A 21222-nucleotide genomic window follows, 5' to 3' on the forward strand; every position below is an offset into this window, starting at 1 on the left:
GTAAAGTCACCGCGATTGCGGAGCGACAAAAAGGCTTTCACCGTGGCGACGCCGCTGTCCCCCGTCAGGCTGATCAGCCGGCACGCTTGAGGCGACCGAGCTTTTCCAACAGGTCGGCGGTGGTCGCCACACTTTCGGCGGGTTTGGTCATGCGAGTGGCGACCTCGCGGGCGCGAGCCGAATACTCCGGCTCGAGGACGGTACGCAGATCCGCGACCAACGTCTTCTGGGTCGTGGCCGAAAGGCGCCGAGTGGTACCCACTTTCAGTCGCTTGATCCGGGCGCCCCACAGCGTCTGATCCAGGTCCGTCGAAAGGATCAAGGTGGGAGCCCCGGCACGCAATCCCGCGGCGGTGGTACCCGCGCCGCCGTGGTGCACGACCGCACGGCACACCGGAAAGGCAGCCGCATAGTTCATGGTGCTGACCACCTTGACGTGATCGGAATGGGGCACGTCGCTGAAGTCACTCGCGCCGGCGCACACCAATGCCCGCTCGCCCAACTCCTCGCAGGCGGCACTGATCATTGCCAGCGTCTCGGCGCCGGAGTCCACCGGCATGCTGCCGAAACCGAAGCAGATCGGCGGTGCCCCCGCGGCGATCCAGGCAGCGACCTCGTCATCGGTGTCGGTCGGCAACTCCATCGTCAACGCACCGACGAAGGGCCGCTGCCCATCCCATTCCGCCCATTCCTGCGCCAGCCCGGGAAAGTAGATCTCGTCGTAGGCCTGAAGCTCCAGCGAGCCGCGTGCGGCCACCCTCCACGCCGAGGGACCAGTTGCCTTGGGCAAGCCAAGTTCGCGGCGCTGGGGATCCTCCAGCCTTTTCATCATGGGCCAGCTCAGCCACTCCGACGCCTTCATCATTGCGCGAGCCAACGGCGCCGGTAGCCCCGGGACGAGCTGCCCGTTGGGCCGCATCGGGAACACATGCAGCATGGCCAACGGAATCCCGCAACCCTCGGCGACGTTGCCTGCAGCCTCCTCCCCGATCACCCCGGTGAAGAGCACGTCCGCCCCGTCCACCAAAGACGTCAGCGTCTTACTGACGTCTTGCCAGTACTGGTCGAACAGGTGCCATTCCTCGCGCAGCAAACCGGCCAGATCCCGGACCCGCCAGAAGTTCCTCCAGAACTTGCGCAAGAAGCGCGCCCAGAAGTCCCGGTTCAGGTCCTGCCACACCCGTACGTCCGGCCCGCAGGCGATGGCCTCCGGTCCAGCCGCTGTCACAAACTCGACCAGATCGGGCGAGACGGCCATGCGCACTTCGTGGCCGCGCCGCACCAGTTCACGACCGACCGCAACTCCAGGCTCTACGTCACCACGCGTCCCATAGAAAGCCAGCACAAATTTCATCGCGGAGCCTCTAGCCTTTCAGTTGTCGAGCCTGTGAGCTGCCCGAAGACATCGGTCATTATCCCCATCCCCTGTCAGTTCTGTTCCAAAACGGAGCAGCTGAATCCGGAAGAGAATACGGAAGATTCGACCGACGCCCTCACGCAACCGCAGTCCGTCGGCGCCGTCGGCCCGTACCAGAGCGCGACTTCTGTCGGAACGCCGGACGGAACGGACCAGGGTCACGTAGGGCCAAGATCGAACAGGTTGCCAAAGGCCCAAAAAATAATTAACTAGCAGGTAATGTTCCCCGCCGTGTGGGGCTCATTACTCGGGATGGCGATTCTGATGGCGTTCAATCCCGCGCTTCTCGCCCTCATCCTTCTCGTGATCTCGCGTCCACGGCCGGTACAGAACCTGCTCGTGTGCTGGATCGGCTGCCTCACAACGAATATTCCCGCGCTGTTGGTGCCGGTGGTATTGCTGCACCGGGCGCCGATGTTCAGTCCCCAGACACCGGCCGCCAGCGCCGCGGCCCGACACATCCAACTCGGTATGGGTGTGCTGGTGTTATCGGTCGCACTGCTGATCGCAGTTCGTTACTGGGTACGTCGGCGAGCACAGGTGCCGACGCCTGCCGGCAACGCCCCGAGCGAGGTGCCGGAATCCGAGGGGACGGGCCAGATCTCGTCGCCGTTCGCCGGCGTGGGGGAAGCGACGGAAGGCGGCGACTCCGCAATTCGCCGCCTGTTCCGCCGACTTCAACGAGCCTGGGACAGCGGCGCTCTGTGGGTCGCGTTGGTGTGCGGTTTAGGATTCATCCCTGGGTTTCCGCTGGTCCTTTTTGTGGCGACCACCGTCGTGTCCTCCGGGGCGTCGACGGGCACGCAGATCATCGCCGTCATCCTGTTTGTCGTCGCGATGTTCACCGTCTTCGAGGTCGCCGTCATCAGCCATCTGATCGCTCCGGCACGAACCCAAGCTGTCCTTCAGCCAGTCCACGACTGGGCGCTGGCCAACCGTCGCCAGGTGATGATAGGCATCTTCGTGATGATTGGATTGCTGCAGGTGGTAAGGGGATTGGGCATCATCTGAGCGGCAAGCTCGGATGATCACCTCATTCAGAACGTCCTGACCGGACGAACCGTTCCAGGTGATCCGCGGTGTCGGCGACGCTGTCGTCCGGGGTGGTCATCTGGGTAGCGATCTCTCGCGCGCGGGCAACGTACTGGGGGTCGAGAATCGTGCGTAGGTCTGAGGCGAGCCGCTCACTGCTGGCCGCCGAGATGCGCCGTCCGAAACCAACTTTCAGCTGTTCGACGCGAGATGCCCACAGTGCCTGGTCGAGCGCCGTCCAGTAGACGAGCATAGGTACCCCGGCGCGCAGGCCCGCGGACATCGTGCCCATACCGCCGTGGTGCACCAATGCGCGGCACGCTGGAAACACAGCCGCGAAGTTCATCGTGTCCACGACTTTGACCTGGTCGGAATCGGGGACCTGGCTGAAGTCACTCGAACCGGCGCACACCAACGCCCGCTCCCCCAGCTCCGCGCAGGCCTTCTCGATCATCGTCAACGTGTCGGCGGGAGACTTGACCGGTGTACTGCCAAAGCTGAAGAAAATCGGCGGTGTTCCCGCGGCAACCCAGGCAGCGATCTCGTCATCGCCGTCTGTGGTCAGCTCCATCGTCAGTGCACCGACAAAAGGCCTTTGGTCAGTCCATTGCGCCCACTCGGCAGCCAGACCGGGAAAACAAACCTCGTCGTAGGCCTGTATCTCCAGTGATCCGCGTTCGGTGATCCGTCGCGGCGAGGACCCCGTGGCCTTCGGCAGACCCAGTTGACGACGCTGCGCGTCGTCGAACTTCTTCACCCCGCGCCAATTCGCCCACTGGTACACCTTCAGAGCGGAACGTCCCAATGAGGGTGGCAGGAATGACAACATCCGACCATTGGGCCGAACCGGCGAGACGTGCACCGTGGCCATCGGGATGCCGTAGTACTCAGCGACGTTGACCGCTGGGGGTTCGAAATTCAGGAATGTGATGAGTAGATCCGCCCCGTCGGCCAGCGACGTCAGCGTCGTCGTGATGTCCTCCCAGAACCGGACGACGGACTCCCCGATCTCGCGCATCTCGCGCATCAGTTTCATCAGTTCTGGGATCTTCCAGAAGTTGCCGAAGAAACGGACCCAGAAGTCGCGGTGCGCGTCCGCCCATACCGCCGTGTCCGGACCGTAAGGGACCGTCTCAAGCCCGGCGGCCTCGGAGAAGGCAACCAGGTCGGGCGGGACGGCCAAACGCACGTCATGCCCGCGGCGCTGCAGCTCACAACCGACCGCGACGCAGGGCTCCACATCGCCGCGAGTGCCGTAGCTTGCCAGCACGAGCTTCATCGCGCGTCTCTCGACATGAACTCTCCAGTTGGGACCTGTTGGCGAACAATGGTGTGGCAGATGATCTTCGGGATTGAACGGTCTAGGCTACCTACCGCACAGCTGGTACGTCAGTGGATCTCGCCGACAAGATCAAAATCAGCCAGCGTGCGTTCTGCCAGTTCCCGCAGGGCGAATGTCGTGTTCTCCGCGCCGGGTTGGTAGGCCCCGACGCTGATGAAGATCTTGCCACTCAGGCGTCCAGAGAGGATGACCAATCGGCCGCCGGTCCGCTCGAGGAGCTGTCGCGATTCTTGTTGCCCGGTGGTCCGCGCATTGGCGAACTCGGCCACGGTGCCGTCGGCCTCGCTGATGAACGAGCTGAGATCGCCCAGGTAAGAACAGAACACCGCTTGGTCCGGGTCCGCGGGCACTCTGGCGACCATCTGTTTCAGCATCCGCTTCGGCATGAACGACGGCAGCCACAGGAGCTGCTTGGTCTCCTCTGAGGTCTCCTTCAAGGTCGCCAGCGTCTGTTTGATGGCGGCACGGACCTCGCGCAGATCCGTGCCGACAGGTGCCGGGTCGATCGTGACGCGCGCATACGACAGCGCCATCGCACGAGTGTCGTCCTCTGTGCGGTCGCTGATCGGGATCTGGAGGGTGACAGCGCCGTCCCTGTCGCGGGTGCGGCCGATGTGCTCGCCGAACTTCGCGGCAAAGGCCGCGGCCAGCGTGTGACTCGCTCCGCCGAGGGCTTCCGCGCGCGCGTCCCACTCACCGAGGTCGACGTAGACCGTCAGAGCCGGCACGAGCACGATCTCATCGGTGCCGACTGCCTTGGCCGCCCGGGCAGACTGCGGTGCCGATGACGTGTTGTCCTGCTCCTTGGTGCGAGCCTGCTCTCTGGCGGATTTCACCGCCGTGACGAGGGCTCGGGCCGCCTTGGGTACGTCCCGCGCGGTTTGTCGGGCATCTTGCACCAGAGCGCGCATTCGAGTACGCGACCGTGGCGGTGGGTAGCCGAGATCGCGCGTCTTGCCCAGTGTCCCTTCGACTATCACGAGCGCAAGTCCGAGCCCGTCGATCAGGTTGTGCGAGAGCACCAGGCTGACCGCGGTCGAGCCGTCGTCGAGGCGTACGACACCGATGTGCCAGCCCGGACCCGATTCCGCATCGACCGGAAGCTGCGACCGCTCGTCGACCCAGGAACTGAAATCGGCACGCGGACGGGTCGACTCAGCGATGTCGACATCTGACGGTCCCCGGTCCACAACCCATCGGTGCCGGGCGACCGGCAGCGCGGGACGCTCGATGCGACGCCCCAACAAACCCTGGCCGAGATGATGGTGAAAACGCCGCAGCCCATCGAGATCGACGGCGCGGTCGTACAGCCAGGTGACCTGGATGACCACCTTCATGCCGGCAGCGCGATGCTCCGCCAACGACGCCTCGTCGGCCAACGCGAGCCGATTATCCAGTTGCACACGTTCTTCGGATACGGGGCGCGGTCTCAAAGACTCCCGTGCACGACTTGTTCGTCCCGACACTAACTAGCCTCTTTCATCATCGGCAGTGCGCTGCGTAACTGCAGCGGTCCCCGGTTGCAGACGGGTCAGGCCCACGTCCCACGACGCCGGTTGGCCAGTGCAACGGCCTCGTAGCGAAACTTAAGGATCGACGGCCGGATGAATCGGTTGAGCTTGTTCAACCGGACGGAGTTCTCGAACACCGACCGGAAGCCCTGTTCGCTCGCCCGGTACGCCGTATACACGCGATCCAGCTCGACCTGGTCTACAGGTTCGTCGCGTGCAGCCGCGCTCAACGCGTCGTAAACCGAAGAAATCCAGTCTGTCCCGAAAGTTTCCGTCACCGGGCCGGTATGCCGCTGGCGGTGGAGATCCGGGGTGAGGAACTCCTCGATGGCGTCCTCATCCCGGTTGTCCAGATCGATGCCGAGGGCCAATGAGATCCGTTTGACTTCCCGACGCCAATCCTCGAGCAGATTGGCGTACTCGACGAACACGCGCGGCAGCTCACGGGTATCTCTTTCGGCCAACAAGTTGAACTTCAGCCACAGTGCACTGCCGAGCTCCGGTGATGTCAGGAAGTCCGCGGCACCTGACGCGATGACCTCCTGCGGAGGACGCACCATGTTCACGACAGCGATATCGAAGCCGGCCTGCCGTGCCGCTTCGAACCACAAACTGGACAGCAGCGTTATCTGCAGGTCTTTGATGAGTACGACAGGCGCTGCCGGCAGGGTGGCGAGAAACTGTCCGATCTTGTTGATACAGAAAGCCTTCTGGTCTGCATCGAACCCCCCGTCCTCCTGCAGGCGTAGTGACGGGTCGAACACGGCGCTGCCGTAGCGGCGCAAGATCGTGTTGTTGAGATGGAGCGAAGCGCGCGGCTCCCAGTAGCCACGCGGGTTGCGCGGGTCTGCGCCCGACAGCCCCGCCGGGAGCGTGGCACCGCAGAGCGAGAGGACCCGGGTGACCGCAGAGGTTCCGGATCGAGGCACACCCAACACGAACAATGCGACCGGCCGAGCCGTCGAACCGCTGTCACTGGCGGGGGTCACGAGCACGACTCCTCGAACGGCGTTGCGGGCAGCTCACGCGCGGAGCAGATGGAAGGAGATCCTGCGACGCGTTGCGCAGCGGTGTATCGGCTCTGACTCATGACGGCAGAGTATTCGGAAATGCGTTGCTATCGTGGCGAATTGCTATAGGCCGCACAATCTGTTGGCTTTCGGTCACCGATCTCGCCGAGGGCACCGACAGTGGGCCCCGCCGGCCCGCCGAGGACGAGCGAATCGACCACGGCGGCGCCGACTTCAGATCAGAAGTTGTTGCAGGTGTTGAAGGCTTGTTCGATGGTGCCGAGGTACGGCTGGAACATCGGAGCATTCGCCACATCTTGCGCGGTCTTTGCCCGCTTGGCCGGTGCGTCAGCGATGAACTCACGCAAGCCACGCTGCAGGATCGGAGATTGATCGAATGCCATCCGGACTTGCGGATCCTGCGCATCGAGCGCCGACACCAACTGCGGGTATGTGCACGTCGTGTTGATGGCCGAATCCAGATTCGGCCCCGCGGACGCGATCCCGGCCCCGGCGGTCAACGACAAAGCCAGGCCGCCGAGCCCGACTGCAAGTCTGGTCAACGACAGACGGAACATATTCAAACTTCCTCCCTACCATTGCTCCCGACCATTCCGACTGTAATCGGCCTGGGCGGATCTCACCCATGCTTTGTTCAGCTCCATCACAGCGCGAAATCAGGCCTCCTGCTTGACCAGTGGGTCAGCGGGCACCCTGACCGGGCCCAGAACGGCACTCGAGGGCCGCTGACGGACCCGCAGCGGCCACCAGAACCACCGCCCGAGCAGCGCGGCGATCGCCGGAGTCATGAATGCACGTACCACCAGGGTGTCGAACAACAGACCCAAACCGATGGTCGAACCCACCTGACCGATGATGCGCAGATCGCTGACCACCATCGACAACATCGTGAACGCGAACACCAGACCCGCGGTCGTCACCACCTTGCCGGTGCCGCCCATGGCTCGGATGATGCCCGTATTGATCCCGGCGCTGACCTCTTCTTTCATCCGCGATACCAACAGCAGGTTGTAGTCGGAGCCCACCGCCAACAGGACGATCACCGACATCGCCAAGACGAGCCAGTGCAGCTCGATGCCGAGGATGTGCTGCCAGACCAGCACCGAAAGCCCGAACGCCGCACCGAGCGAAAGCGCCACCGTGCCGACGATGACCAGAGCGGCGACGAAACTCCGCGTCACGACCAGCATGATGCCGAAGATCAGGCACAGCGCCGCGACACCCGCGATCAAGAGGTCGAATTTCGACCCGTCGCGCAGATCCTTGTACGTCGCAGCGGTTCCGGCGACGTGGATGGAAGCGTTCTGCAGCGGCGTCACCTTGATCGCCTCTTCGGCTGCCGTCCGCACAGCATCAACCCGAGAGATGCCCTCGGGAGTTCCGGGATCACCCCGGTGCGTGAGGATCAGTCGGACGGCCTTCCCGTCGGGCGAGAAGAACAGGCTCATCGCCCGTTGGAAGTCCTTGTTCTCGAACACTTCCGGAGGCAGATAAAACGAGTCGTCGTTCTGGGCGCCGTCGTAGATCTTGCCCATCGCGCTGGCGTTCGACGTCGTTTCATCCATGATGGCGATCATTCCGGACATGGTGCTGTGCATTGTCAGCATCATGGCCCGCATTGACTTCATGATCTCGATCATCGGCGGCAACTGAGTGACGAGCTGTGCCTGCAACCCGTCGACTTTCACCAAGTTGTCGAGAAGTTTGTGCATCTGAAGGCTGAGCTGGTCGGTGCTGTCCAGCGCGTCGAACACCGATCGGATCGCGAAGCAAATGGGAATGTCGTAGCAGTGGCCTTCCCAATACAGGTAATTGCGAATCGGCCGGAAGAAGTCGTCGAAATTTGAAACGGTGGCCATCAGATCATCAGTAAGTTCGGCAGTCTCCCCGGTCACCTCGACCGTGTTGTGGGTGATCGAGCCGATCAACTTCATCAGATTGTGAGTGCCCTCCATCTGCGTGATCATTCTCTGCATGTCGTCCGCCTGCTTCAACATGCCATTCATGCGATCTTTCGCGAACGGCACGATCTGTCGGAGGCCGGCGCTCTGCAGGCTGATCTGAAACGGTATCGACGTGCGCTCGATCGGGCTGCCCTCAGGCCGGGTGATGCTCTGCACCGTGGCGATCCCGGGAACCGCGAAGATCTTCTTGGCCAGCTTGTGCAGAACCAAGAAATCTGTCGGGTTGCGCATATCGTGGTCGGCTTCGAGCATCAGGATGTCGGGCGTCATCCGAGACTCGGGGAAATGACGCTCGGCGGCCGCATATCCGACATTGGCCGGGATGTCCTGGGGCACATACAACCGGTCGTCGTAGCTGGTCTGATATCCGGGCAGGGCCAGCAGTCCGACGAACGCCACCGCGCACGCCCCGGCAAGAATCGGCACCGGCCATCGGACCACCGCCGTGCCGACCCCCCGCCACCGGCGGACCATGAGCTTCCGCTTCGGTTCGAACAGCCCGAACCGGCCGCCGACGGCGATCACGGACGGAACCAGCGTGACGGCCACCGCGACGGCAACCGCCATGCCTATTGCGGAAGGAATGCCCATCGTCTCGAAGTACGGCAACCGGGTGAAGCTCAGACAGTAGATGGCTCCGGCGATCGTCAAACCTGAGGCCACCACCACCTTGGCCACACTGCGATAGGTGGTGTAGAACGCGGTTTCTCGGTCTTCTCCGGCTTGGCGCGCCTCGTGATATCGCCCGATGAAGAAGATTCCGTAATCGGTGCCGACCGCGATTCCGAGCGATACCAGGAGATTCACCGCGAATGTAGACAGCCCGAGAACCTGGTGATCGCCGAGGAATGCGACGACTCCCCGAGCCGCCTGCACCTGGATTCCGACCATGGCCAGTAGGAGAACGACGGTGATCACCGAGCGATACACGAATAGGAGCATCGTGCAGATCACCACCAGCGTCACCAGCGTGATCTTCATGATCGACGTATCGCCGGCATGGTTCATATCGGTGATCAACGGGGAAGGACCCGTGACGTAGGCCTTCACCCCGGGCGGCGGGACCGTCCCCGCGACGATGTCCCGGACCGCTTCCACAGATTCGTTGGCCAGGGCCTGCCCCTGGTTACCAGCGAGATTCAGCTGGACGTAGACACTCAGGTCATCGGCGCTCTCGACGCCCGACGCGGTGAGTGAGTCCCCCCAGTAGTCCTGAACGTGCTGCACATGTTTCGTATCGGCCCGCAGCTGACGAACCAAGTCGTCGTAATAGCGGTGCGCGTCCTCGCCGAGGGGTTTGTCACCCTCCAGAACGATCATCGCCACGCTGTCGGAATCGGATTCGCCGAACACCTGCCCCATGCGCTGCATCGCCTGAAACGACGGCGCATCCTTGGGAACCAGCGATACAGAGCTTTCCCGTCCGACTTGTTCCAATGACGGAACTGCGAAGGTGACGACGGCGATGATCGCCAGCCAGCCGAGAATGATCGGCACCGACAGTCGATAAATCACCCGAGCGATCAACGGCGGCCGGTCGCTGGTGTCCCGACTGCTCATGCGGCCTTCACCGCACAGAAGGAAGACGCATTCATGGCTGTCAGCGCTCTTCTCTCTGCAGGATCGACCGCACGAGCTGGCCGCGACCGGAGGGACGCCCCGTTGCACTGAGCGGCCGTGGATGCACCCGCTGCGGCCACCAGAACCACCGCCCCAGCAGCGCGGCGATAGCCGGCGTCATGAATGCGCGTACCACCAAGGTGTCGAACAACAGGCCGACGCCGATGGTCGCACCCAACTGCCCGATGGTGACCAGGTCACTGACGACCATCACCAACATGGTGAACGCGAACACCAGTCCGGCGGCAGTCACCACCTTGCCGCTGCCGCCCATGGCCCGGATGATGCCGGTGTTGATCCCGGCGCCGATCTCCTCTTTCATCCGGGACACCAGCAGCAGGTTGTAATCGGAACCCACCGCCAACAGAACGATCACGGACATCGCCAGCACAACCCAGTTCAAGGGCATACCGAGGATGTGCTGCCAGATGAGCACGGAAAGTCCGAAGGCCGCGCCCAGTGAAAGCGCCACCGTGCCAACGATGACCAGTGCCGCGATGAAGCTTCGCGTCACGACCAGCATGATGCCGAAAATGAGGCAGAGTGCGGCGACAGCCGCAATCAGAAGATCGTATTTGGACGCTTCGACCAGGTCTTTCACAGAAGCTGCGGTGCCCGTGAGATAGATCGAGGCATTTTGTAGCGGGGTGCCCTTGAGCGCTTCTTCGGCCGCGGTTTCGATCGGGTCGACCAGCGACATGCCCTCGGTCGTTGCCGGGTCGCCTCGCTGGGTGATGAGCATGCGGGCCGCTTTCCCGTCCGGTGACAGGAAGATGTCCATGACGCGCTGGAAGTCCTTGTTCTCGAAGACTTCCGGAGGCAGATAGAACGAGTCGTCGTTCTGGGCGGCGTCGAATGCCTTGCCCATCGCGGTGGCGTTGTCGTTCGACGTCGCCATTTGATCCATGATCCCGGACATGGTGCTGTGCATCGTCAGCATCATCGTTCGGGTGGATTCCATGGTCGAGATCATCACCGGAAACTGCGCGGCCAATTGCGGCAGAATTGCGTCGAGTTGATCGAGGTTGTTGACCAGGCTGACCATCTTGACGGTGATTTGGTCAATTCCGTCGAGCGTGTCGAAAACCCCTCTGATCGACGAACAGATCGGAATCGTGTAGCAGTGCGGTTCCCAGTAGAAGTAGTTCCGGATCGGTCGGAAGAAATCGTCGAAGTTCGCAACGTGATCGCGCAGTTGATTGGTCACCGTTTGCAGCTCGTGGGTGTCGGCGACCATTTGATGCGTGGTGCTGACCATCTCTTCGGTCAGTGCTTGCATGCGCTTGACGATGGCGATCGTCTTGGTCATGTCGTCGGCCTGCACCAGCAGGTCTTCCATTCGATCCTTCTGGAACGGCATCAAATGGGTCTGAGACGCATTGCTCATGCTGAGCATGAACGGAATCGTCGAGTGTTTGAGCGGCTCGCCGGCGGGACGGGTCGGCGCCTGGACCATGGAAACTCCCGGTACCGACTGCACGCCCTTGGCCAGCTTGTTCAGGGTCAGGAAGTCGATCGGATTCCGCATGTCGTGGTCGGCCTCGATCAACAGAATGTCGGGCGCCATCATCAATGACTGGGGAAAGTGCCGCGTCGCCGCCGCATATCCCACATTCGCGGGGATGTCCTTCGGGATGTAGTTCTGGTCGTTGTAGCTCGGCTTGTACGCGGGAAGCGCCAGCAGTCCGATGAGCGAGACCGCGCACGTCGCGATGAGAATGGGCCCGGGCCAACGAACCACCGCCGTGCCCACCTTCCGCCACCGGCGGGTGGTGAGCTTCCGCTTGGGTTCGAACAGCCCGAAGCGGCTACCCACGGCGATGACTGCGGGAACGAGTGTGACGGCCACCAAGACTGCGGCTGCCATGCCCACGGCGGTCGGGATGCCGAGGGTTTGATACACCGGCAAGCGGGTGAAGTGCAGACAGAGAATCGCCCCGGCGATCGTCATGCCGGAACCCACGACCACCTTCGCGACGCTGCTGAACGTCGTATAGAACGCCGACTCTTTGTCCTCGCCGGCCTGGCGCGCCTCCTGGTAGCGCCCCGTGAAGAAGATGCCGTAGTCGGTTCCCGCCGCGATCGCGAGCGCTACCAGCAGATTGACGACGAACGTCGTGATACCGATGACGCCGATACTGCCGAGAAACGCCACTACCCCTCGGGCCACCGTCAATTCGACGCCGACAACCACCAGCATGAGAATCACGGAGATGATCGACCGATAGACGAGCAGCAGCATCACGAAGATGACCGTGAGGCTCAACGAGGTGACCAGCCCCACCGTGCGGTTGCCGGCCGGTCCCAGATCCGCGGCGAATGCCGCCGGCCCCGTGACATAGGTCTTGATTCCCTGCGGCGGCGGAATCCGGTCCACGATCGCCCGCATCGCCTCAACGGACTTGACCGCCGAGATGTCCGCGTTGCTGGTGAGCGTCACCTGTACGTAGGTGGCCTTGCCGTCGACACTCTGCGCGGCGCCCTGGGTCATCGGGTCGCCCCAGAAATCCTGGACGTGCACGACATGCGTGGTGTCGGCCTTCAACTGACGGACGATCTCGTCGTAATAGCTGTGTGCAGCGTCGCCGAGGGGTTGCTCGCCCTCCAGGACGATCATCGCGACCGCGCCCGAACCGGCTTCGCCGAACAGTTGCCCCATGCGCTGCATCGCCTCGAACGACGGTGCCGCGATGGGATCCATCGCTACCGGATGCTCTTTCTCCACCTGCTCGAGCGACGGAACGGCGACGCTCAAGATGACGGTGATCGCCAACCATCCCAGGATGATCGGCACCGAAAGCACGCGGACCATGCGTGCGATGAACGGGCGGCGCCTCGCTATGGGCAACGGCTCCGTGATCGGCTCACTGTCCGTGCTCATGCGGCCTTCAGCTGACAGAAGGTGAAGGCACTCACGCCAGTCCGGACCTTCTCGTCCTTCACCTCGTCTCCGACGAGGATGCGGCATCCGATCGAGTCAGTATTGCCTTGAGCGGAGATGTTTCCCATCGCCGTCGCATCCGAGATCGGGAAGTCCATCGACCATGGCAGCGGCGCATCCCTGACGAGTTTCGGTTCGGCATCGGCATCGAAATAACTGATGGTCGCCAGCGTCCCCGGGGGGCCGAACACCTCGTAAACCAGGTGCTTGGGGTCGTGGGGCCGCTTCTCCTCACGCTCGGCGCTGGTGTAGGCAGGGCGGCTCTGGCTGCCGAAGACGCCGTGCAATCGCGACACGGTAAATCCGCCTGCGACTCCCACCACCACCAGCACCAGCGGAATCCACAGCCGCTTCAGGATCCTGAAAATCGCGAGTTCCTCCGACTGTCTTCCGTGCCGGCACCCTGCGGGTGCTCAAACATGCATTTGCAGATCGGATGCGAACGACCGAGCCCCGGATGCGGTGGCATCCCAGGCCGGACCCTGCACGAAGCTCCCGCAAACGTGCGGCGCCCTTCGATGAGCGCAACCGATCCCGAAGAGTAAACCATGCCGGTGCGTCAATATGGCGCAAACGGGACAGATGGCCGGAATCGGTTCAACGCCTTGACAATCACCCTGTGGCCACTCCCGGTGGCACACCGACCGACACCCCGATCAATGCCACTGTCGTGGGCACTGCCGACCCGGTGTCTCACGGTGCCGAAGCTAGGAACTAGCTATGAATCCGACCTGAAGGACCACGAAGTGTGCCATTGCCGCAGGCGGGTCGACGCAAACTGTGTGGCGGCGATGAATCCATAGAAGCACACGCCGGCATCCACGCCCTCAGTAGCCCCCGACGAGCCTCAGCTCACCTGAACGGCTGGGGCAAGGTCCCCGATGACCCGACGAATGGTGCCGGCTCGGGGCACCGCACCCGCGGGGTACACGACGGTGATGTGCGAGCGCAGGTTGCTGGTGCGGATCATCCACACGTGGGTGTACACCACGCCGCGGATATCGCGGGACGAATGGCTGACCGCCGTCACACAGTCCCATGGCAGGAACCCCGGGTCATCCTCGGAGGGCGGCGGATAGCCGATTCCTTCGCGTGACAGCCAGAAGTGGGTGCGCCCGTAGGACCGGATGCTTCGCACCGGAACTGCGATGGCCGCCGAAACAAACCCGACCAAGGCCATCACGGCGATGACGGTCACCCCGAGGGCCGCCAGTCCCGTCGTGCCGGGCCGGTCGAGACCGCCGTGCTGGATTGCTCGCCGAACGAAACGACCTAGGCCAGAAGCCGTCACCGCCAGGACGACCACGGCCAGAGTGGCGAAGAGCCAGAACACCAGACCGAGCGGATTACGAACCTCGAGCACGATGTCGTCCGGCGCATCCGGCGGTTCACCCTCGGGTTCAGCGGTGGACGCACAACGAAAGGCGACGGTCCCGAATCCGGCCCCCATGACCAGGACTCCCATCAGCGGGACCCACGGTGATCCCGCCAGATCGCCGTGGGCCCAACCAAGCACTACGAGCACTCCCCCGACGACCGAGGCGACGGCCGCGGCGGTGAACACCCAGACCAGTGGGCCCATCCGGTACCCAACCGCAGCAGAACGTCTGCGGTCATGCTCGCCGCGTGTCATGCGGTGCCGCTACGGCAGGAAACGAGCGATCTGGGGCGACGGAAGTGTCTGCGCCGCGCGCGCCTGCCGGACACCGACTGCTCCCCCGGCGGCCGTCATCAACAGCATGCCTGCGAGTCCGGGCAGCACCGCGAACAGCAGATCGCTGGTGCTGGCCGTGCGCAGATAGTCGGCGTATCCGAGCCGGAAGGACTCCGGCACCGCAGGCACCGAAAGCGGCTGCGCCGCTGGCGGTTCAGACCTCGGCGCAGGAATGATCGGCGCGCTCGGTACCGCTGGCGGCGCCCCTGCCGGCGGGGCCGCGGGCACCGGGACTGCGATGACGGGAGCGGGCGGGGCAACCACCGGAGCCGGAGCGGCCGGGGATGCAGCGATTACCGGCGCCGGCGCGGCGGGAGCTTTGGGCGGGGTCGACCGGATCACGATCGTGCGACTGCTCGGAGCCGTCGGCACCGGCGCGAGGCCCGGGGCCCGGCCGAGGTTGCCATTGGTCGGCGCCCCCGCCGCTCCGCCTCCTCCGCCACCGCCCGACACGACAGCCGAAGGGGCCTGGGAAGTGCCGCCGGTGACGGCCGCGGTGGGTGCCTGGGCGGTCCCACCCGACAGGACCGCCGACGGCGCCTGCCCGGTCGTGCCGACGCGGGCCGACTGCGGTGATTCAGCGGATGTTCCCGAGCGGGCCGCAGTAGCCGGTGCGTCACCGGCGCCCGCTGTCGTGGCCCCGGAGTTGGTGGTTGCGGTCTTGGTGGTCCCGGTCTTGGTGGTCCCGACCTTCGACTCGGGCTTGGAGCCATTGGAGACCCGCGGTCCGCCGAGGCTGCCACCGGAATTCTTGACTCCGCCGCCACGCTGCGGGCCAAACTTGGCCGCGGGACCGGACTTCTTGTTCTTCTTCTTGTGATCGAAGAGGTCGTGGATGTCGATCCCGAACAGATGCGCCGAAGCCACAGCGGTGCCGGTCATGCCAGGTCCGACCACCATGGCGCCACACGCGATCGCACAGCCTGCAGCGGTGTTTCGCACCCATGACCGATCCACGTCGAGATCCCCCCAAAGAAACGAGATCGGCGGCACGACGGCCGCGCGCACTGGAACAAGTTCCCATTGTGACATACCGCCATTCCGTCGGATTTGCTGGACAGTGATTCGAAATAGCGGCCGCGTCAATGTCGGCCAATCCGGTGGTTTGCGGCGATACCCTTTGTCCGTGGTGGTCAGCGAGTTCCGCCGGTCGGTCTGCATACCTGAGATGGCGTTGAGCAACCGCGTTCCGGCCCGCACTCGGCACTACGCCGAGAGCGTGTCGAGCCGACTGCGGGTGTTGACCATTGCGACGTGGATTGCGGCCGCGGTATCCGGTGGATTCGGGGTCTTCCAACTGGTCCTCGGCGGGCCGATGTGGCGGTTCGGGTTCGTCAACCTCGGATCCGCAGCGTTGTTCCTGCTAGTGCCGCTGTTGTACCGGTTCGGTGAACTGATCGCACCGCTGGCGTTCTTCCTGTTCGCCTACGTGTCGGTGTCGACGATGTGCTTCGCGGTCGGGACCGGTTCGGGACTGCAGTTCTACTTCGTGGTGGCCGCGTCACTAGCGGTGCTGGTGTTGGGAATCGAGCGCATCGTGCTGGCCGGGGTGCTGACGGCGCTGGCGGTGGCCGCCGCGATCGTGCTGGAAGTGCTGGTCCCTGAGGATCGGGGCCTGGGGCCACCGTGGACGCTGACTGCGGGGTTCATCCTTTCGGCCGTCTCAGCCGGAGTAATGGTGTTTGCCACAGTCTGGATGTCGTTACGGGAGATCGCGCGGGCCGAACAGGCGATGGAAGCCGAATATCAACGATCCGAGCAACTGCTGGCCAATATCCTGCCGGCCACCATCGCCCAACGACTCAAGGAACCCTCACGCACGATCATCGCCGACAAGTACGACGACGCCTCGATCCTGTTCGCCGATATCGCCGGCTACACGGAGCGGGCCAGTGACCTCACCCCCACCGATCTGGTGCGCTTCCTGGACGTCCTGTACACCGACCTCGATGCACTGGTGGACCGCCATGGTCTGGAGAAGGTGAAGACCAGCGGCGATTCCTACATGGTGGTGGCCGGCGTGCCCAAGCCACGCACCGATCACATCGAGGCACTCGCCTGTTTGGCGCTCGATCTGGCCGACGCCGTAGCCGACCTCAAGGACCCCCAGGGGCGCGCGGTGCCGTTGCGGATCGGCCTGGCCGCCGGACCCGTGGTGGCCGGGGTGGTCGGGGCACGCAAATTCTTCTACGACGTCTGGGGCGATGCGGTCAACGTCGCCTCACGGATGGAGACCACCGACGTGGCCGGCCGAATTCAGGTGCCGCAGAACGTCTATGACCGGATCAGCCACGCGTTCGTGCTCGAGGAGCGCGGTGACGTCGAGATCAAGGGCAAGGGCGTCATGCACACCTGGTACCTCGTTGGACGCCGCGGCGACGAGGCGGCACGCGCCCGGCCGGAGGTGGCCGGTCCGATGCGTGCCGCCTCGGTCGAGCCGCCGAGCGACGGCTAAACCTTGCGGTTCTCCGACTTGATCAGCCACGCCAGCTTTTCCAGACCATCGATCAACTGGTGCAGGATGTCAGCGGTGGTCGGGTCGTGCGCGTCGACCTCGTCGTGCACCCCGCGCATCGTCTCCACGGTCGCATGGATCCGCGTGGTCATGAGGTCGACCACCTCAGCCGTGCTGCGCTCGTAGGCGGGGAACTCCGGCAACGTGGTGCCGGCCACGACGGTGTCCGACCGTCCGTCGGGCACTGCGTCCAGGGCACGCATCCGTTCCGCGACCGTGTCGCTGCCTTCCCTGGCGAAATCGACGAGCTCGTCGAGCTGCAGATGCAGGTCCCGGAAGTTCGTGCCGACGACGTTCCAATGCGCCTGCTTGCCCTGGATGCCGAGCTCGATCAAGTCGACCAGCACCTGCTGTAGGTAGCCGCTGAGCTCGGGCGCGGCCTGGTATCCCTGGATATCGGATTCGATTCGACGTGTACTCATGCCAGTTACAACCGTCCCCAATTTGGAATCACTCCAGATTAGGGAAGATGTGAGCACCTTCACACAGACTGCTGGTCGGCCGCCTGATCCTGCTGATTGAGCAGTCGTGCATACCCCGCTCCCATTCCCAGCAGCGCCAACCCGACCACGATGAACACCGCCACCCGGAAGATTCCGTCCAGAGTCCCGAGGTCGAACAGGAACAGCTTGGCCATGGCCGCCGCGACGAGCGCCATACCTCCGCCGATCGGCAGGGACCGCTGCGCCTTGGGGCGTCGCGCCGCGTAGCCGAGCAGGCCGGCCGCCACCGCGATCCAGCAGATCGTCGCCACCATGTGACCGCCGAAGAAGCCGGCCCCGGTGCCGCCGACTGCGACACCGGCCGTCACGGTGAACACCGTCAGCGCGTATCCGGCCACGAGAGCCGCAGCCGCCCACACCAGCCGGAGCAACTCCTGATCCGCGGCACCCTCGGCCGACCACGCCCACGAGACCGCCGCCGCCGCTGCGATCGCCAGGACGCTGCCGATCAACACCAAAACCGTAAGTCCTGCAGACATTTTGGTGGCGTGAACCAAGATGTCGGGACCGGCGGAATCGAGATAGATCATGCCCCCGACCGCGGCTATCCCGAGGGCAATAGACCGCGCGACACCGGCGTAGCGCCCCGCGAGGGCGACCACCGTCGCCATCGCCAACAACACCGGGCCGGCCACCGGTCCGTCGAAGGCCACCAGCACCGCAATCAGTGCAGCTGCAGCCGCGAGTACCGCCCAGATCTGGCGGACCACCACGACCACCCCCGGAATGCGGTCGCCGAAGGCCACGATCGCCACCAGGGCGGCCGCCAACGCCGCCGCCACGAGGGCCGCGATCACGCGGTCGACGCCGGCCGCCACGCACAGCACGGGAAGAACGCCGCACGCCGTCAGAACGGCCGTCGCCGACGGCTTGGTGGTCCAGCGCAGCACCAGCAGCCCACCCGCCAACGCCAGCACTGCGGCGAGCCCGCAGGCCAGCGCGAGCAGGAGATCGGTCCGACCATCGATTGCGGCGGCCGCGAGCCCCATCAACAGCGGCAACGTGGCCGCGGCAACACCCGCGGCATACAACCCGGTCCAGTCCCGGCCGAACTGCACCGGGAGTGCGGCAACCGATAGAGCCAGCATGAACCCGATCAGCAGGTGGGTCACCCCGTCGGTGACGACGGGCGCCAGGGCGATCAGCGGCACCAGCACCAGCAAGCCCAGCTGTTCGGAGTTCCACCGCCGTGCCAGCAGCAGGCCGCCGCCACCGATTGCGGCGGCCAACAGAAGGCCGATCGGCGCTGCCACCCACTCATAGATCGTGGTCACGGCGATCACGTCGATGTACGCGGCGGCAACACCGGTGGCGGCCAACGCGATGGCCCCCACCCGGCCACCCGGCCGGCGATGTAGCCACCATCCGGCGCCGACCAGTCCGGCGGCCAGAACGGCCCCTGCACCCACCCGGAACTCCGGTCGCAGAATGCCGGCCTGCGCGGCCAGCACCAACAGCAGCACCACACCGGTGAGCGTCACGGCCACTCCCGCTACCGCGAGCGCCTTGCCGATCCAACCTTCTGAGCGCTCCGGGCGGAACGCGGGCTCAGACCTCGGCGGCACCGGAGCAGGGGCGGCGGGCCAGGCAACCGGAGCCACAACAGGGACCGGGGGCGGTACGGCGACCGGAACCTGATCCAGCCGTCGACCCAGCTCCCCCAGATCCGCCGACACCCGGTTCATGTACGCCGAGATCGCGGCCAGGTCAGACGACATCCGGGCGATCACGACCCGATGGGATTCGCTCATGCGGTCATGGTGGCAACAAATGCGGCCGCCCGGATGAGTAGGACTACTTGTCGAGGCCGTGTTCGATGGCGTAGCGGGCCAATTCGACGCGGTTGGCGACCTGCAACTTACGGAACGTCGCCTGGACGTGGTTCTCCACCGTGCGGTGACTCAGGGAGAGGCGCGTCGCAATCTGCTTGGCCGTCAACCCCTTTGCCACAAACCGCAGCACTTCGGTCTCCCGCTCGGTCAGGCTGGGCGTGGCCGGGCCGTCCTCCGGGCGTTGGGCGATACGCCGGTACTCACCGAGCACCAGTCCGGCCAACCCGGGGGTGAACACTGCGCGCCCCTCCGCGGTGGCCCGTACCGCCGCGGTCAGTTCGGCTTTCGACGCGCTCTTCACCAGATAACCGGTGGCCCCCGCTTTCACCGCCTCCAGAACATCGTCGCGTTCGTCCGAGGCCGAAAGCACCAGCACCCGCGACGACGGCGACACCGTGAGCACCTCCGCGGTGGCCGTGGCACCACTGCCGTCGGACAGGCTCATGTCCATCACCACCACGTCAGGCAGCACCACCCCGGCCCGCCTCCGCGCCGAAGCCACCCCGTCGGCGGTGGCCACGACATCGAATCCCTCGTCGGCAAGGTCGCGTGCCACCGCGTCACGCCAGATCGGGTGGTCGTCGACGACCATCACCTTCAGTGCGGTCTCGGTCATCACTGTCCCCTCTCGAAGGCGTCACGGCTGCCCGAAGAGCGGGGCAGCGTGAGCTCCCATTCCGTGCCGCATCCGGGTGCAGTGTTCAGCTGCGCCTGACCGCCCAGCCAATCCATCCGTCCCACAATCGATTTCGATATGCCGACATGCCCTTCGCGGACCGCCTCTGCCAGCCGTCCGTCGCCGATCCCGATCCCGTCGTCGCGGATACTCACCGTCACCGAATCGCCGAGATCCTCGAGCAGGACGAAAACCCGGGCGTCAGGTCCCGCGTGTGCGGCGGCGTTGTCCAAGGCATTGCCTGCCGCAGCGAACAATTCATGGGCGGCATCGTGGTCCAGCAGCACGGGTTCGGCCGGCAGGCTGACCGAAATTCGATCAGACGCTCTGGACCGCAGTAGGGCACCGATATCGGTGACCCCGCCGGTGTGAACCTCCGGATCAGGTGCGCTGACCAGCCTGCGCAACGCGCGCTCCTGTTCCCCGGCGAGTTCGGCCAATTGAGCTGTCTCACCACCGATTTCGCGGCCCCGCCGCGAAACCAGGGCCAGCACCTGAATGGCACCGTCGTGGACCCGTCGCGACAATCGTTCCCGTTCCTCCAACGACGCCGCCAACCGCACCGCCCGCTCCAACTCGGCATGAGCCCGGCGCGCGGTCTGAGCGGCCATCCCTACCGCGAGGCCCACGGCCAGCTCGATGACGATGGTGGCATTGCGCCCGAGATTGATACTGACGTAGCCCTTCAATGCGGCCGCGGCGGCCATCACCGCCAGCCCAGCTCCCATCCCTCCGACCGGACCGAACTGCAGTGCCGCCGAAATCGTGGCGTTCGTCGCCCACAACGTGGTGGGCCAGGACTGATTGTCCGCGATCCAGTGGTCGGATGCCACCAACTCGGTTGAGAGCATGAGGCCAAGAACGACCACGATCTCGGCGATCACCCACGATGGGCGCCGGCCGAAACCCTGTAGGTAGGCGATCGCACAGGCGATGCTCCACGCGATGAGCACCGCGCACAGCACGCCGGCCAGTACCGGGCTGGTCAGATCGTCGTTGATCGCGACCTGAAAACCCAGCGCGTACAGGCAACTCAGTAACCGGAAGATCTGAGCGGCACGCCACAACGGGGTGACCGGGTCCGGGCTGCGCTGCATCGGCTCAGCATAAAGTCGCTGACCGGC

General features: G+C 64.5%; 16 protein-coding genes. 2 read left to right on the plus strand and 14 right to left on the minus strand.

What is annotated here, in order from left to right:
* Positions 1-73 precede the first annotated feature (73 nt).
* Positions 74-1354 carry a glycosyltransferase gene (locus AB0876_RS11425; protein ID WP_491839200.1) on the minus strand — a complete coding sequence of 427 codons (1281 nt, stop codon included), beginning with the start codon at positions 1352-1354 and terminating at the stop codon, positions 74-76.
* Between the two features lie 315 nt (positions 1355-1669).
* On the opposite strand from AB0876_RS11425, the gene AB0876_RS11430 reads away from it, so the two are divergent.
* On the plus strand, positions 1670-2428 hold the full coding sequence (locus tag AB0876_RS11430) for a GAP family protein (RefSeq protein ID WP_526042022.1): 759 nt from the start codon (positions 1670-1672) through the stop codon (positions 2426-2428).
* A gap of 22 nt (positions 2429-2450) precedes the next feature.
* On the opposite strand, the gene AB0876_RS11435 is transcribed toward AB0876_RS11430, so the two are convergent.
* The 9 genes from AB0876_RS11435 to AB0876_RS11475 form a co-directional block, all read right to left on the minus strand.
* The gene (locus tag AB0876_RS11435; RefSeq protein WP_491839198.1) at positions 2451-3728 is read right to left on the minus strand and encodes a glycosyltransferase; all 1278 of its coding nucleotides are present in this window, start codon (positions 3726-3728) and stop codon (positions 2451-2453) included.
* Positions 3729-3838: 110 nt separating this feature from the next.
* Positions 3839-5257 carry a hypothetical protein gene (locus tag AB0876_RS11440; RefSeq protein ID WP_526042023.1) on the minus strand — a complete coding sequence of 473 codons (1419 nt, stop codon included), beginning with the start codon at positions 5255-5257 and terminating at the stop codon, positions 3839-3841.
* Between the two features lie 65 nt (positions 5258-5322).
* Positions 5323-6291, minus strand: coding sequence for a sulfotransferase family protein (locus AB0876_RS11445; RefSeq protein ID WP_491839196.1), 969 nt, complete (start codon positions 6289-6291; stop codon positions 5323-5325).
* Between the two features lie 260 nt (positions 6292-6551).
* Positions 6552-6890, minus strand: coding sequence for a hemophore-related protein (locus AB0876_RS11450; protein WP_064887245.1), 339 nt, complete (start codon positions 6888-6890; stop codon positions 6552-6554).
* Between the two features lie 99 nt (positions 6891-6989).
* Positions 6990-9857 carry an MMPL/RND family transporter gene (locus AB0876_RS11455; RefSeq protein ID WP_526042024.1) on the minus strand — a complete coding sequence of 956 codons (2868 nt, stop codon included), beginning with the start codon at positions 9855-9857 and terminating at the stop codon, positions 6990-6992.
* Positions 9858-9897: 40 nt separating this feature from the next.
* A complete protein-coding gene (locus AB0876_RS11460; RefSeq protein WP_526042025.1) occupies positions 9898-12798 on the minus strand; it encodes an MMPL/RND family transporter in 2901 nt (966 codons plus the stop codon).
* Positions 12795-13205: an MmpS family transport accessory protein gene (locus AB0876_RS11465; protein WP_491839367.1), complete on the minus strand. Its 411-nt coding sequence runs from the start codon at positions 13203-13205 to the stop codon at positions 12795-12797. Before AB0876_RS11465 ends, AB0876_RS11460 begins: the two co-directional genes overlap by 4 nt.
* 500 nt (positions 13206-13705) lie before the next feature.
* Positions 13706-14491: a hypothetical protein gene (locus AB0876_RS11470; protein WP_491839193.1), complete on the minus strand. Its 786-nt coding sequence runs from the start codon at positions 14489-14491 to the stop codon at positions 13706-13708.
* Positions 14492-14500: 9 nt separating this feature from the next.
* Positions 14501-15454 carry a hypothetical protein gene (locus AB0876_RS11475; RefSeq protein WP_526042026.1) on the minus strand — a complete coding sequence of 318 codons (954 nt, stop codon included), beginning with the start codon at positions 15452-15454 and terminating at the stop codon, positions 14501-14503.
* Positions 15455-15698: 244 nt separating this feature from the next.
* Between AB0876_RS11475 and AB0876_RS11480 the strand changes: the two genes are divergently transcribed.
* Positions 15699-17027 (plus strand): adenylate/guanylate cyclase domain-containing protein, encoded by a 1329-nt coding sequence (locus tag AB0876_RS11480; protein WP_491839191.1) that lies wholly within the window; start codon positions 15699-15701, stop codon positions 17025-17027.
* Here the strand turns inward: AB0876_RS11480 and AB0876_RS11485 are convergent.
* The 4 genes from AB0876_RS11485 to macS are packed head-to-tail and all read right to left on the minus strand — an operon-like array spanning position 17024 to position 21195.
* On the minus strand, positions 17024-17509 hold the full coding sequence (locus AB0876_RS11485; RefSeq protein ID WP_491839190.1) for a Dps family protein: 486 nt from the start codon (positions 17507-17509) through the stop codon (positions 17024-17026). The genes AB0876_RS11480 and AB0876_RS11485 overlap by 4 nt on opposite strands.
* Positions 17510-17568: 59 nt before the next feature.
* Positions 17569-19341 carry a DUF2339 domain-containing protein gene (locus tag AB0876_RS11490; RefSeq protein WP_526042027.1) on the minus strand — a complete coding sequence of 591 codons (1773 nt, stop codon included), beginning with the start codon at positions 19339-19341 and terminating at the stop codon, positions 17569-17571.
* A gap of 43 nt (positions 19342-19384) precedes the next feature.
* Positions 19385-20038 carry a response regulator gene (locus AB0876_RS11495; RefSeq protein ID WP_491839188.1) on the minus strand — a complete coding sequence of 218 codons (654 nt, stop codon included), beginning with the start codon at positions 20036-20038 and terminating at the stop codon, positions 19385-19387.
* Entirely contained in the window at positions 20038-21195 is a 1158-nt protein-coding gene (macS, locus tag AB0876_RS11500) for a MacS family sensor histidine kinase (RefSeq protein ID WP_491839187.1), read from the minus strand. The genes AB0876_RS11495 and macS overlap by 1 nt, the downstream gene beginning before the upstream one ends.
* Positions 21196-21222: the final 27 nt, after the last annotated feature.

Source organism: Mycobacterium sp. NPDC049093, assembly GCF_040704635.1.
GTDB lineage: Bacteria > Actinomycetota > Actinomycetes > Mycobacteriales > Mycobacteriaceae > Mycobacterium.

Bases quoted from the DNA above. Each gene is read 5' to 3' on its own strand.
- AB0876_RS11425 (WP_491839200.1), bottom strand. From the start codon at position 1,354: ATGAAATTTGTGCTGGCTTTCTATGGGACGCGTGGTGACGTAGAGCCT.
- AB0876_RS11455 (WP_526042024.1), bottom strand. From the start codon at position 9,857: ATGAGCAGTCGGGACACCAGCGACCGGCCGCCGTTGATCGCTCGGGTG.
- AB0876_RS11490 (WP_526042027.1), bottom strand. From the start codon at position 19,341: ATGAGCGAATCCCATCGGGTCGTGATCGCCCGGATGTCGTCTGACCTG.
- AB0876_RS11450 (WP_064887245.1), bottom strand. From the start codon at position 6,890: ATGTTCCGTCTGTCGTTGACCAGACTTGCAGTCGGGCTCGGCGGCCTG.
- AB0876_RS11470 (WP_491839193.1), bottom strand. From the start codon at position 14,491: ATGACACGCGGCGAGCATGACCGCAGACGTTCTGCTGCGGTTGGGTAC.
- AB0876_RS11435 (WP_491839198.1), bottom strand. From the start codon at position 3,728: ATGAAGCTCGTGCTGGCAAGCTACGGCACTCGCGGCGATGTGGAGCCC.
- AB0876_RS11485 (WP_491839190.1), bottom strand. From the start codon at position 17,509: ATGAGTACACGTCGAATCGAATCCGATATCCAGGGATACCAGGCCGCG.
- AB0876_RS11460 (WP_526042025.1), bottom strand. From the start codon at position 12,798: ATGAGCACGGACAGTGAGCCGATCACGGAGCCGTTGCCCATAGCGAGG.
- AB0876_RS11430 (WP_526042022.1), top strand. From the start codon at position 1,670: ATGGCGATTCTGATGGCGTTCAATCCCGCGCTTCTCGCCCTCATCCTT.
- AB0876_RS11495 (WP_491839188.1), bottom strand. From the start codon at position 20,038: ATGACCGAGACCGCACTGAAGGTGATGGTCGTCGACGACCACCCGATC.
- AB0876_RS11475 (WP_526042026.1), bottom strand. From the start codon at position 15,454: ATGACCGGCACCGCTGTGGCTTCGGCGCATCTGTTCGGGATCGACATC.
- macS (WP_491839187.1), bottom strand. From the start codon at position 21,195: ATGCAGCGCAGCCCGGACCCGGTCACCCCGTTGTGGCGTGCCGCTCAG.